Raw genomic sequence first — 12,410 nt, forward strand, 5'->3', positions numbered from 1 at the left:
CTCCCAGCAGGCCCCGCCGGTACGGCTTCAGAGGATGTCCCGGCGGTGCAGGTACGCCCCGGCCAGCAGGACGAAACCGAGCAGGTACCCGGCGAGGACGACCGCCGCCTGGCCACCGCCGACGACCGCACCGACACCCGGGGCGTCGGCCGAGGCGCCGAGCGCGGCCGCCAACGCCCCGGCATTCGGCCCGGGCAGCCCCTTCTGGAGTTCCGCCACCCAGTCCAGGATCGGCGCGGCGACGGCGGCCAGCAGGTTCTGCACGGCGAGCAGCCAGACCAGGCCGAGCCCGATCGGCAGCGCCACCCCGCGCAACAGCACCGCCAGCAGTACGCCGAACCCGGCCCAGACCATGCTGATCAGCCAGCCGCCGCCGATCCCGACCGCCAGGTCGCCGACGGCCGGCCAGTGCACCGGCTGCGACTCCGCCACCGCGATCAGCAGGCTGGTCAGCGCGCCGACCCCGAAGAGGGTCAGCACCAGCGCCAGGGTGGCGGCGGCCAGCACCAGCAGCTTGCCCAGATAGACCGACAGCCGGGAGGGCCCCTGGGTGAGCAGGGTCTTCCAGGTGCCCCAGGCGTATTCGGCGCCGACGGTGAGTACCGCCAGGATCAGGCAGATCGCGCCGACGAAGACCGGCAGTCCGCCGATCGAGTTGCCGACCAGCCGCGCCGGCAGCAGCGCGTCGAGCGCCCGGTCGCTGAGCACCCCGGCGGAACCGTCGGCGTAGGCGGCGTACGGGACGAAGTAGGTGAAGACCAGGCTGAGTACGGCCGCGACGGCGAGCAGCAGCCACGTGCCCGGTCGACGGACCATCTTGATCGCTTCCGCTCGGCAGCTAGCCCACATGGTCGGCCCCTCCGGTCAGTTCGAAGAACACCTGCTCCAGGTCGCGTTCCAGCGGCCGCAGTTCGCGTACCGCCACTCCGGCGCCGACCAGCTCGGAGTTGAGCCAGGCCGCCCGGTCCGGGTCGACGGACAGGTCCAACCCGCCGTCGACCACCCGTACCCGGTCGGGGCCGAGCAGTGCCCGTACCCGCTCCTCGGCGCCGCCCAGCGGCTCGGCCAGTACCCGCAGCCCGGCCGCGCCGCGCAGCTCCGCGACGGTGCTCTCGGCGACCAGCCGGCCCCGGGAGACCACCCCGACCCGGTCGCAGACCTGCTGCACCTCGCCGAGCAGGTGGCTGGAGAGCAGTACGGTGCAGCCCGCCTCCGCCAGCCGGCGGACCAGGGCCCGCATGTCGGCCATCCCGGCCGGGTCGAGCCCGTTGGTCGGCTCGTCCAGGATCAGCAGCCGGGGATCCTTCAGCAGGGCGGCGGCGACGCCGAGCCGCTGCTTCATCCCGAGCGAGTAGCCGGCGTACCGGTCGCCGGCCCGGTCGGCGAGGTCGACCAGCTCCAGCACGGTCCGGATCCGGATCGGCGGGATGCCGGTGAGCCGGGCCAGCACCCGCAGGTTGTCCCAGCCGGAGAGGTAGGGATAGCAGGCCGGCCCCTCGATCAGCGCGCCGACCCGGTCCAGTTGGCCGGGGGCGCCGGGCGGCCGGCCGAAGAGCCGGACGGTCCCGGCGGTGGGCCGGACGAGGCCGAGCAGCATCCGCAGGGTACTGGTCTTGCCTGCGCCGTTCGGGCCGAGGAACCCGTACACCTCGCCGCTGCGTACGGTGAGGTCGAGCGAGTCGACGGCGACGAGGTCGCCGTACCGCTTGGTCAGGCCGCGGGTCTGCACCGGGTGCGGCGGCCCGGCCGGGCTGGGTGGCATTTCCGTCATGCCCTCGACGATCCCGCCCGGCGGGCCCGGCGGCGTCGCCCGGCGGGCGACCTCCGGGCTACGCCCGCTGACGTAGTCGGACCCATCCGACCGTGTCGCCGGCCGGCGCGACGGTTCAGCCGGCGGCGGCCAGCACGGCGGCCTCGACCCGGTCCCGCTCGGCCTCGTCGGGCCAGCTTCCGACCAGGTAGAAGGCGTCGACCACGTCGCCGCCGAGGGTGGAGATCCGGGCCGCCCGCACCTGGGCGCCGGCCTCGTCCAGCGCGCTGGTGACCCGGTAGAGCAGCCCGCCGGCGTCGGCGGCCCGCAGCTCCAGCACCACGGCGTCGGTGGCGGCGGCCCGGTGCCAGACCACCCGGGGTGGCGAGCCGCCGCCCCGGGCCGCCAGGGCACGGCCGCGCAGCCGCTGGGTCACCGAGACGTCGCCGGTGACCGCCCGGCGCAGGTCGGCGGCGAGCGCGACCGGGTCCGGCGGGGTGCCGTAGCGGGGCTGGACCAGGAACTCGACCAGGGCGGTCTCCTCGACCATGCTGGCGTCGGCGGCGAGCACCTCCAGCCGGTGCAGGGCCAGACATCCGGCGACCGCGGCGAGCAGGCCCCGCCGGTCCGCCGCGGCCACCGCCACCCGGTCCCCCTCCAGGTGTACGGCCGGCAGCGGCCCCGCCACCAGCGCCGGATCCGGGGTCGGCGGCTCGGGGAGTCGGCCGGTGTCGAGCCGGGTGTGCACCCGGCGGACCAGTTCGGCGATCAGCCGGGCCTTCCAGTCCGACCAGGCGGCCGGTCCGGTCGCCAAGGCATCGGCCCGGGCCAGCGCGTGCAGCAGGTTCAGGGTGCCGGTGTCCTGCACCGCCTCGGCCACCCCGGCGATGGTGACCGGGTCGGCGAGGTCCCGCCGGGTCGCCACCTCGGGCAGCAGCAGGTGCAGCCGGACCAGCTTCCCGATCAGGTCGACCTCGGCCGGCGGCAGCCCGATCCGGGCGGCGATCCGGGCCGCGATCGGCGCCCCGACCGAGCTGTGATCCCCACCCAACCCCTTCCCGACGTCGTGCAGGAAGGCGGCGAGCAGCAGCAGGTCGGGCCGATCCACCTCGCGGGCGTACCCGGTCGCCTCGGCGGCGGCCTGCACCAGGTGCCGGTCGAGCGTGTAGCGGTGCACCGGATTGTGCTGCGGCAGGCTGCGCATCCGGGGCCACTCCGGCAGCCAGCCGTCGACCAGGCCGTACCGGTCACAGGTCTCCCAGGTGGCGACCAGCCCGGGACCGGCACCGAGCAGGGTGATCAGCGCGGCCCGGGCGGCCGGCGGCCAGGGCGTCGGCAGCGGCGGGCAGTACGCGGCCAGCCACTCGCAGGTGGCCCGGGCGATCGGCAGCCGGACGCTGGCCGCGGCGGCGGCGACCCGCAGCGACAGGCTCGGGTCCGGGCGGGCCCCGATCGCCGTCCGGGCGAGCACCAGCTCGCCGTCCTGCTCCACCACGTCCCGGGCGACCGGGCGGCGCAGCGGTCGGCCGTCGGCGCCCCGTCGCCGGCCCGAGCGGAGCCGGTCGGCGGCCCGCCAGGCGTCGTCCAGGGCATGGCTGATGGTCCGGGCATCCCCGGCGACCTGGCGCAGCAGTACGTCGCCCAGCTCGGCGACGCCGTCGGCCGGACCGTTGCCGTCGAGCGGAACCGGACCCCCGCCGTCGGGTGGAAGCTGTCGGGGGGCGGGGTCGAGGGTGCCGCGCCGGAGCTGACGCAGCCCGAGCAGGCCGGCCACCGCGGCCCGCTCCTGGGCGAGCAGCCGGTCGACGCGGCGGCCGACCGAGGTGTGCAGGGCGTCCCGGGTGTCCAGCATCCGCAGGTGCGCGGCCCGGACCGCCGGGCGCAGCGTGTCGCTGATCCCGGCGAAGGCGATGGCCCGGAGCAGCGCGACGTCCCGCAGGCCGCCGGCCGCCTCCTTCAGGTCGCCTTCCAGCAGGAACGCCAGCTCGCCGTGGGCCTGCCAGCGGGTCGCGGTGACCTCGCGCAGCGCCGGCAGCGCGCGTACGGCGGTCCGCCGCCACTGGTCGGCGGCGGCGCCGACCAGCCGGGCGGAGAGTTCCCGGTCTCCCGCGACGTGCCGGGCGTCCAGCAGGCCGAGCGCGACCTTGACGTCGTCGTGTGCGACGGAGAGCGCCTCGGGGATGGTCCGCACCGAGTGGTCCAGGCCGAGCCGGGCGTCCCAGATCGGATACCAGAGCGCGGCGGCCAGCTCGTCCATGCCGGGCATCCCGGAGTGCAGCAGCACCAGGTCCAGGTCCCCGCAGGGCGCGCACTGCCTGCGGCCGAGCCCGCCGACCGCGACCAGGGCGACCCCGTCGGCCAAGGTCGGGTCGGCCGCGTCCCGCTGGCCGGTGGTCTCCCGCAGCCCCGCCGCGAGCAGCCCGGCCAGCCACGCGTCGAACGCCGCCGCACGCTGTTCGCGTGCGGCGGCGCCGACGCCGGGGATGACCAGGGGCCTCGGGTCGACCTGACCGGCGGTCAGCGGCGCGGGTCCCGTGGTCATCGTGGCGATCTCCTCCTAGAGCGCGTCGAGGCCGCGCTCGCCGGTACGGACCCGGATGACGTCCTCGACGCCGGTCACCCAGACCTTTCCGTCACCGATCTTGCCGGTACGGGCGGCGGTGACCACCGCGTCGACCACCTTGTCGACGTCGATCTCGTCGGTCAGTACCTCGACCCTGATCTTCGGCAGGAACTCGACGGTGTACTCGGCACCCCGGTACACCTCGGTGTGGCCCTTCTGCCGTCCGTACCCCTGGACCTCGCTGACGGTCAGGCCGGCCACGCCCAGGGCGTGCAGCGCCTCCTTGACCGCGTCCAGCTGGTACGGCTTGATGACCGCAGTCACCAGCTTCATATCCAACCCCTCCATCGGAGAAACTTAACCGGCGACCTTCTCGCTGACCGGAGCGGCGGGCTCCTCCGCCGCCGTGCTGCTGTTCGGGGTGCCGATTCCGGCCATGGCGAACGCGCCGCCGCTGCCGGAAGCCGTGGAGAGGTCGTACCCGCTCTCCGCGTGCTCCGCGAGGTCGATGCTGTCGACCTCGGCCTCCTGGGAGACCCGGAAGCCGATGGTCTTCTCGATCGCGAAGGCCAGCAGCCAGGCGATGCCGAAGGACCAGATGGTGACGACCAGACCGGCCAGGGCCTGCCGGCCGAGCTGGGTCGCGCCGCCGCCGTAGAAGAGGCCGTCGGAGGCGCCCACCACGTCGGTGATCGCGCCGTTGACGCTGTTGGTGGCGAAGAGGCCGAGCCAGAGCGAGCCGATCCAGCCGCCGACGAAGTGCACGCCGACCACGTCGAGCGAGTCGTCGTAGCCGAGCTTGTACTTCAGGCTGACCGCGAGCGCGCAGACCGCACCGGCGACCAGGCCGAGGATCACCGCCGCCCAGGGCGCGATGAAGCCACAGGCCGGGGTGATCGCGACCAGGCCGGCGATCGCGCCGGAGGAGGCGCCGACCAGGGTCGGCTTGCCGCCCTTGATCCACTCGACGACGATCCAGCCGAGCACCGCGGCGGCGGTGGCGAGCTGGGTGTTGATGAAGGCCAGACCGGCGACCGAGTCGACGGTCAGCTCCGAGCCGGCGTTGAAGCCGAACCAGCCGAACCAGAGCAGTCCGGCGCCGAGGGCCACCAGCGGGATGTTGTGCGGCTTCATGACCTCCCTGGGCCAGCCGAGCCGCTTGCCGAGCACCAGCACCACACCGAGCGCGGCCGCACCGGCGTTGATGTGCACCGCGGTGCCACCGGCGAAGTCGAGCGCGTGGATGTCGGCGCCGATGAAGCCGCCGCCCCACACCCAGTGCGCGACCGGGAAGTAGACCAGGGTCGCCCAGCCGAACGCGAAGAGCAGCCAGCCGGCGAACTTGGCCCGGTCGGAGATGGCACCGCTGATCAGCGCGACGGTGATCACCGCGAAGACCATCTGGAACGCCATGAAGACGTAGAGCGGGACGCCGATGCCGCTGGGGTTCTCGGCCGTCGCGCCCCACAGGTCCGTCTCGGCCAGGAAGGTCTTGGTGCCGAGGTACTGGGAGATGTCACCCCAGAAGCCGTTCACGTCCGAGCCGAACGCCACGCTGAAACCGTAGAACCACCACAGAACAGAGATGAGCCCGATCGCGGAGAAGCTCATCATCATCATGTTGAGCACGCCCTTGGACCGGTTCAGGCCGCCGTAGAACAGCGCCAGACCGGGCGTCATGAGCAACACGAGCGCCGTCGACACCAGCAGCCATACGGTGTTGCCGGAGTCGATCGTCGGTGCTTCAGGCACGCTGGCCTCCTAAAGTTTGGTTACCCTCCTTCCCGGCCCACCGAGGCAGCATCGCCCGTACGCCGGTTGCGCGGAAGCTTCCTGGCTGGAGGTTTCACGCGTGGTGCCCACTTGGTTTCCACGGCGTCACGGGTTGTTTCCAACATGTGAAGAAGCCCGCACTATCGATGGAACGGACGGGGGCATACCAGCCGAATAGCCCGCCATGGATGTACAGACAGCGACACCCGGCTGCCGGAACGCGTAATCGGACTACCGGAGCGCGTACTCCAGGGTGTGCCGTTCGTAGTCGAGCAACCGCAGATCGCGCATCGGGCGCCGGAGGTGACCCTTGTGCACGATCCGGACGAACGCCGGGTCACCGGCCGCGGCCATCCGGCGGATCCCCTCGACGTGGTCCACGATCCGCTTCCGGATGGTCCGGACCAGCCGGTGCCGGTCCCGGGGGATCAGCCCGTACGCGTCGGCGAAGAGCCGCAGCCGGCGCGGCCGGTTGGGCCGCTGCCAGCCGAGGGTGTAGGAGTCCCGGTCGGAGAAGAGCGGCACCCAGGTCCAGGCCGCGTACGCCACGTCGTAGATCCGGGCGCCCGGCGAGGCGAGGTCGAAGTCGATCAGGGCCAGGGTGCCGTCCGGCCGCCAGATCACGTTGTGCGGGGCGGCGTCGTGGTGGCAGATCACCTCGGTGTCCGGCGGCGGCGGCCCGAACGACCGCCAGACCGCGTTCGGCGGCGGCTGGAAACCGTATTGCGCGTCGTGGAACATCCGCAGCATGGTGGCGACGGTGGCCAGCGCCTCGTCGGTGACCCAGTGCGGGGCGAGCGGGTACTCCCCGCACTCCCCCTCCAGGTACGACAGCACCTCGCGGTTGCGCGAGTCCATCCCGAGGGCCCGGGGCGAGCCGGTGAAGCCGACGTATTCCAGGTGCCGGAGCAGGGCGTGCACCGAAGGGGTCCACGGGCCGGCGTTGCGCCGCACCGTGTCGCCCACCCGCACGACGGTGCTGACGTTCCCGCCGTGCAGCGGGATCTCCTGCGAAGTCACGTACGTCTCTCCTGAAGGAGCGGCGCTGGAACAGCGTCACCAGGCCCGCGCCCGGGGACGGGGCGGGGTTAACGAAACAGTCCCCCGAGATTACGCGTCCACGCCAAGCGGCTCGGTGCCGAGGAGCGCGTCGACGAACTGCGCCGGATCGAAGGGCGCGAGATCGTCCGGCCCCTCGCCCAGCCCCACCAGCTTGACCGGGATGCCGAGCTTGCGCTGCACCGCGATCACGATGCCCCCCTTGGCGGTGCCGTCGAGCTTGGTCAGTACCACGCCGGTCACGTCCACCACCTCGGTGAAGACCCGGGCCTGCTCCAGGCCGTTCTGCCCGGTGGTGGCGTCCAGCACCAGCAGGGTCTCGTCCACCGGACCGTGCCGGGAGACCACCCGCTTGATCTTGCCCAGCTCGTCCATCAGGCCGACCTTGTTCTGCAACCGGCCGGCGGTGTCGATCAGCACGGTGTCGACGGACGCCTCGATGCCGCGCTGCACCGCGTCGAAGGCGACGCTGGCCGGGTCGGCCCCCTCCGGGCCCCGGACCACCTCGGCGCCGACCCGGCCGGCCCAGGTGGTGAGCTGCTCGGCGGCGGCCGCCCGGAACGTGTCGGCGGCGCCGAGCAGCACCGTACGGCCGTCCGCGATCAGCACCCGGGCCACCTTGCCGCAGGTGGTGGTCTTGCCTGCGCCGTTGACCCCGACCACCAGCAGCACCGCCGGGGTGCCGCCGTCCCGGGTCGCCCGCAGCGACCGGTCCAGCGTCGGGTCCAGTACGCCCACCAGCTCGGCGGCGAGCAGCGCCCGCAGCTCGGTCGCGGTACGGGTACCGAGTACGGCGGTCCGCTCCCGCAGCCGGTCGACGATCTCGCGGGTCGCCTCCACCCCGACGTCCGCGCCGATCAGGCTGTCCTCGATCTCCTCCCAGACCTCCTCGTCGAGATGGTCCCGGGCGAGCAGGCTGAGCAGACCCTTGCCGAAGACGTTCTGCGACCGGGAGAGCCGGGCCCGCAGCCGGACCATCCGGCCGGCGGTCGGCTCCGGCCGCTCCACCACCACCGGCGCCTCGACCTCGGTCGGTGCCGGCGGCGCCTCGACGGGCGGGGTCAGCACGTCCGTCGGCGGTGCCGCCGTGGGGCTGGGCGGCACCGGCGGCACCGGTGGGGCTGGCGGGATCGGCGGCAGCGGCGGGGCGGCCCGGCCGCCCCGGCGGGTCACCACCAGACCGACCGCCAGGCCCACCAGCAGGAGCACCAGCACGGCGGCCACGACCACCATGACGAGGAGGTTGTCCATACGGGCGATCCTGTCAGACGCCGGACGGCTTGGCGCAGCCGCCGCACCTGTGCCGGGGTGTTACAGCCGAGTAGGCTCGCCGCGAAGCTCCGGTAAGCACTGCGGGCAACCGGGTAGGAAAACCTGTCCACCACCCCCTCACCTCGCTCGGAGGTCGTCCATGCCCACCGCCCGGCTCCTGATCGGCCCGGTCCTGCGCCGGGTGGTCGGCTCCAGCGCGACCGTCTGGGTGGAGACCAGCGGGCCGGCCCTGGTCCGGGTCGAGACGCCGGACGGCGCGGGTGGCGAGGCGCCCACCTTCACCGCCTTCGACCACCACTACGCGCTGGTCGTGGTGACCGGGCTGACCCCGGGTACGGCCGCGCCCTACCACGTCTTCCTGGACGGCGAGCAGGTCTGGCCGGAGCCCGGGGGGAAGTTCCCGCCGAGCGTGATCCGGACCCGCCCGGCCGGCGACCTCGGGGCGCGGCTGGTCTTCGGCTCCTGCCGGGAGACCACCCAGCACGCCACCGCCCGGAAACTGCCGCCGGACGCGCTGGACGCGTACTCCCGGCGGTTGATGGCCTCGGTCGGCGCCGGGCGGCCGGGCGAGCGCGGCGGGCCCGCGGACGCCGCCGACGGCTGGCCGGACCTGCTGGTGCTGCTCGGCGACCAGGTCTACGCCGACCAGACCTCTCCGACGGTACGCAAGCTGCTGCGCCGCCGGCGCGACCGGAGTGCCGGTGCCCCGGCCGACCAGGTGGTGAGCTTCGACGAGTACACCAAGCTCTATCTGGAGTCGTGGCGGGATCCGGAGATCCGCTGGCTGCTCTCGACCGTACCGAGCGTGATGATCTTCGACGACCACGAGATCATCGACGACTGGAACACCTCGGCGCCGTGGCGGACCGAGACGCACCGCCAGCCCTGGTGGCCGGAACGGATCTCCAGCGGGCTCGCGTCGTACTGGGTCTACCAGCACCTGGGCAACCTCGAACCGGACGAGATCGCCGCCGACCCGGTCTATGCCAAGGTCGTCGCCGCCGAGGACGCGACCTCGGTGCTGCGCGAGTTCGGCGCGCGGGTCGACGCCGAGGCGACCGGCTACGACGCCGCGCTGGGCCGGGGCGAGTCGCCGGCCGAGGCCGCCCCGCCCGGCCGCTACCAGTGGAGCTACTCGCTCGACGTCGGCCGTACCCGGCTGGTGGTGCTGGACAACCGGTGCAGCCGGGTACTCGACCGGACACACCGGGCGATGCTGCCGCCGGCCGAATGGTCCTGGTTCACCGACCAGGTGCACGGCGGGTACGACCACCTGGTGGTCGGGTCGTCGCTGCCCTGGCTGCTGCCGCCCGGCATCCACCACCTGGAGTCCTGGAACGAGCGGCTGGCCGACTCGGACCGGCCCCGGGTGGCGGCGTTCGCCGAACGGTTGCGCCGGGCGTTCGACCTGGAGCACTGGGCGGCGTTCCGCCGGTCGTTCGACGCGCTCGCCCAGGTCTTCGTCCGGCTCGGCAGCGGGTCCGCCGGAGAGCCGGGCGACCGGGTCGGTGCTGGGCCGGCGTACCCGGCACCGGCGTCGATCAGCGTGCTCTCCGGCGACGTGCACCACTCGTACGTGGCCCGGGCCCGGTTCCCCGGCGGGCCGACCGCCACTCCGGTGCACCAGTTGACCTGCTCGCCGATCCACAACCAGATCCCGGTGCCGATGCGGCCGCTGCTCCGGCTCGGCTGGTGGCGCGGCCCGTCGGTGCTGGCCCGGGCGCTGGCCCGGGCGGCGGGGGTCCGGCGGCCGCCGGTGCGCTGGCGCAAGCTGGACGGGCCCTACTTCGGCAACGCGGTCAGCACACTCCGGCACGAGAGCCGCTCCGCCGAGGTGACCATCGAGGGCACCGCGCCGGACGGCACCCTGCGCACCGTCGCCCGGCGCACCCTCACCCGCTGACCGCCGCACCCCGACGAGTCCCGGTAGCGCTGACCGCCGACGAGTCGATCACAAGAGCTACCACAAACCACCCAAAACCAACTACTCCTCACCCCACACGAGAACGCGACCCGTGATTCTTGGCGAATTGTGGTTCGCTGCATGCCATAACTCGCCAAGAATCTTGACCCATAAGACCGGGGCTTGACCCCTGATCTTGGACACGGGGGTTATGCGGCTGGGGCCAGCATATCGATTGTGGCTGCGGTGTTTTCGTAGGCGATCGGGGATCGGTGTCCGAGGCGGGAGTGCCGTCGGACGGTGTTGTAGCGGTGGAGCCAGCGGAACGAGGCGAGGCGGGCTTCGTGCTCGTTGGTAAAGGCGCGGCGGCCTTGCAGGGTCTCGCGTTTGAAGGTGGCGTTGAACGATTCGGCGGCAGCGTTGTCGGCCGAGCTGCCGACCGCGCTCATCGACTGCCGGACGCCGGCCGCGGCGCAGGCGGCGGCGAAGGCCCGAGACGTGTATTGCCCACCGTGGTCGGTGTGCAGAATCGCTCCGTCGAGGCTTGCCCGGGTGCGCTGGGCGGCGTTGAGGGCGTCGAGGACCAACTCCGTGCGCATATGGTCGGCGATCGCCCACCCGACCAGGCGGCGCGAATGCAGATCGATGACGGTGGCCAGATAGAGAAATCCGCGGTCACCGACCGGCAGATAGGTGATGTCGCCGACGTAGCGGCGATTCGCCGCCGGAGCGGTGAAATCCCGACCGATCAGATCCGGGGCCTTCGCCGCGGCCGGATCCGCGATCGTGGTCCGGGTGCGCCGGCGCAGCCGAAGTCCTCGTACGCCGAAGCGGCGCATCACCCGGGCTACCCGCTTGCGGTTGACCCGCATGCCCCTGTCACGGAGTTCGGCGGTGATCCGCGGCGCTCCGTAGGTGCCGTCGAACGCGGCATGCACGGTCTTGATCTGTCCGGCAAGCGCGCGGTCGGCGGCGTCGCGAGCGGCACGGTCGGCCTCGGTCGACCGCCAGTAGTAGAAACTCGACCGGGCCACACCCAGGACCTGGCACAACCGCTTCACGCCGTAGCGCTGCTGGTGATCGGCGACGAACTGGAAGCGGTTCACCAGCGCGTCTCCCCGGCGAAATACCGGGCCGCCTTGCGCAGAATATCCCGCTCTTCCTCAAGCTCGCGGACCCGCCGTCGCAGTTCGGCATTCTCATCCTCGACCGAAGCCGGCTTCCGCCCCGACGCCGACACCCCCGGCGGCCGGCCGGTCTCGCGCTGCTGATCGTCGGCACGCACCCAGCTACGCAATGTCTCCCGGTTGACCCCGAGGTCATCAGCGATCTGCGCGATCGTCGCGCCCGGCCGAGACCGGTACAACGCCACCGCATCCGCCTTGAACTGGGCCGGGTAGTGCTTGTTCACCATCGTGTTCCAGGACTCCTGTCCACCAGGACCATCACGATCCCAGTCTCAAGTGTCCAAGATCAGGGAGCAACTCCCACCGTGGGGCTGAGCCACGGGTGGCGGGCCGGCGGGGCGGGTGATCATGCGATCATGTGCCGATGACCTGGACCGCCCCCGCCATCGACCGGCACCGCGCACCCGTGGTCGCGGACGAGCGCACCATGCTCGACGGCTGGCTCGACTTCCACCGGCAGACCCTGCTCACCAAGTGTGCCGGGCTGACCGCCGACCAGCTCCGCACCGCCAGCGTCGAACCCTCCGGGCTGACCCTGCTCGGCCTGATCCGGCACTGCGCCGACAACGAGCGGTACTGGTTCCGCCAGCAGTTCGCCCGGCTCGACGTACCGTGGCTCTACTACACCCCGGAACAGCCCGACCGCGACCTCGAAGGCATCGCCGACGCGGACCCGGCGACCGACCTCGCCACCCTCCGAGACGAGATCGAACTTGCCCGCCAGGCCGTCGCCGGCCGTGACCTGGACGACACCTTCCCCGGCAACCGTGGCAGGGACATCAGCCTGCGCTGGGTCTACCTGCACATGATCGAGGAGTACGCCCGGCACAACGGCCACGCCGACCTGATCCGGGAACGCCTCGACGGCACCACCGGCGAGTAGTCGGCCGACGCGGTCGGCTG

10 protein-coding genes are annotated in these 12,410 nt (G+C 72.7%); 2 read left to right on the forward strand and 8 right to left on the reverse strand.

Translation table 11 applies throughout. The features are described 5' to 3' along the window. Nucleotides 1-27: 27 nt before the first annotated feature. The 7 genes from ACQEVC_RS00455 to ftsY all read right to left on the reverse strand — a co-directional run bounded on the left by ACQEVC_RS00455 (nucleotide 28) and on the right by ftsY (nucleotide 8,396). Nucleotides 28-849, reverse strand: coding sequence for an ABC transporter permease (locus ACQEVC_RS00455; RefSeq protein ID WP_318395394.1), 822 nt, complete (start codon nucleotides 847-849; stop codon nucleotides 28-30). Beyond that, nucleotides 839-1,771 carry an ABC transporter ATP-binding protein gene (locus ACQEVC_RS00460; protein WP_432872236.1) on the reverse strand — a complete coding sequence of 311 codons (933 nt, stop codon included), beginning with the start codon at nucleotides 1,769-1,771 and terminating at the stop codon, nucleotides 839-841. Before ACQEVC_RS00460 ends, ACQEVC_RS00455 begins: the two co-directional genes overlap by 11 nt. 115 nt (nucleotides 1,772-1,886) lie before the next feature. Beyond that, the gene (locus ACQEVC_RS00465; protein WP_432872238.1) at nucleotides 1,887-4,292 is read right to left on the reverse strand and encodes a [protein-PII] uridylyltransferase; all 2,406 of its coding nucleotides are present in this window, start codon (nucleotides 4,290-4,292) and stop codon (nucleotides 1,887-1,889) included. A 15-nt stretch (nucleotides 4,293-4,307) separates the two neighbouring features. Beyond that, on the reverse strand, nucleotides 4,308-4,646 hold the full coding sequence (locus ACQEVC_RS00470) for a P-II family nitrogen regulator (protein WP_196205300.1): 339 nt from the start codon (nucleotides 4,644-4,646) through the stop codon (nucleotides 4,308-4,310). A gap of 24 nt (nucleotides 4,647-4,670) precedes the next feature. Beyond that, complete coding sequence (locus tag ACQEVC_RS00475; protein ID WP_432872240.1) at nucleotides 4,671-6,065, reverse strand: ammonium transporter; 1,395 nt, start codon at nucleotides 6,063-6,065, stop codon at nucleotides 4,671-4,673. A gap of 252 nt (nucleotides 6,066-6,317) precedes the next feature. Beyond that, complete coding sequence (locus ACQEVC_RS00480) at nucleotides 6,318-7,106, reverse strand: phosphotransferase (protein ID WP_203858403.1); 789 nt, start codon at nucleotides 7,104-7,106, stop codon at nucleotides 6,318-6,320. Between the two features lie 90 nt (nucleotides 7,107-7,196). Then, on the reverse strand, nucleotides 7,197-8,396 hold the full coding sequence (ftsY, locus tag ACQEVC_RS00485) for a signal recognition particle-docking protein FtsY (RefSeq protein WP_346256276.1): 1,200 nt from the start codon (nucleotides 8,394-8,396) through the stop codon (nucleotides 7,197-7,199). 160 nt (nucleotides 8,397-8,556) lie between these two features. Between ftsY and ACQEVC_RS00490 the strand changes: the two genes are divergently transcribed. Continuing rightward, complete coding sequence (locus tag ACQEVC_RS00490) at nucleotides 8,557-10,320, forward strand: alkaline phosphatase D family protein (RefSeq protein WP_432872243.1); 1,764 nt, start codon at nucleotides 8,557-8,559, stop codon at nucleotides 10,318-10,320. A gap of 209 nt (nucleotides 10,321-10,529) precedes the next feature. Here ACQEVC_RS00490 and ACQEVC_RS00495 read toward each other — a convergent pair. Continuing rightward, nucleotides 10,530-11,734 (reverse strand): IS3 family transposase gene (locus ACQEVC_RS00495; protein WP_432872245.1). Its coding sequence is split into 2 segments (ribosomal slippage): nucleotides 10,530-11,443 and nucleotides 11,443-11,734, totalling 1,206 coding nucleotides; the frame shifts between segments, so codons are not numbered across the junction. Between the two features lie 137 nt (nucleotides 11,735-11,871). On the opposite strand from ACQEVC_RS00495, the gene ACQEVC_RS00500 reads away from it, so the two are divergent. Then, a complete protein-coding gene (locus ACQEVC_RS00500; protein WP_432872247.1) occupies nucleotides 11,872-12,390 on the forward strand; it encodes a DinB family protein in 519 nt (172 codons plus the stop codon). Nucleotides 12,391-12,410: the final 20 nt, after the last annotated feature.

The sequence above is a fragment of the Plantactinospora sp. CA-294935 genome, assembly GCF_050936445.1.
GTDB lineage: Bacteria > Actinomycetota > Actinomycetes > Mycobacteriales > Micromonosporaceae > Plantactinospora.

Bases quoted from the DNA above. Each gene is read 5' to 3' on its own strand.
- ACQEVC_RS00455 (WP_318395394.1), bottom strand. From the start codon at position 849: ATGTGGGCTAGCTGCCGAGCGGAAGCGATCAAGATGGTCCGTCGACCG.
- ACQEVC_RS00500 (WP_432872247.1), top strand. From the start codon at position 11,872: ATGACCTGGACCGCCCCCGCCATCGACCGGCACCGCGCACCCGTGGTC.
- ACQEVC_RS00470 (WP_196205300.1), bottom strand. From the start codon at position 4,646: ATGAAGCTGGTGACTGCGGTCATCAAGCCGTACCAGCTGGACGCGGTC.
- ACQEVC_RS00490 (WP_432872243.1), top strand. From the start codon at position 8,557: ATGCCCACCGCCCGGCTCCTGATCGGCCCGGTCCTGCGCCGGGTGGTC.
- ACQEVC_RS00460 (WP_432872236.1), bottom strand. From the start codon at position 1,771: ATGACGGAAATGCCACCCAGCCCGGCCGGGCCGCCGCACCCGGTGCAG.
- ACQEVC_RS00465 (WP_432872238.1), bottom strand. From the start codon at position 4,292: ATGACCACGGGACCCGCGCCGCTGACCGCCGGTCAGGTCGACCCGAGG.
- ftsY (WP_346256276.1), bottom strand. From the start codon at position 8,396: ATGGACAACCTCCTCGTCATGGTGGTCGTGGCCGCCGTGCTGGTGCTC.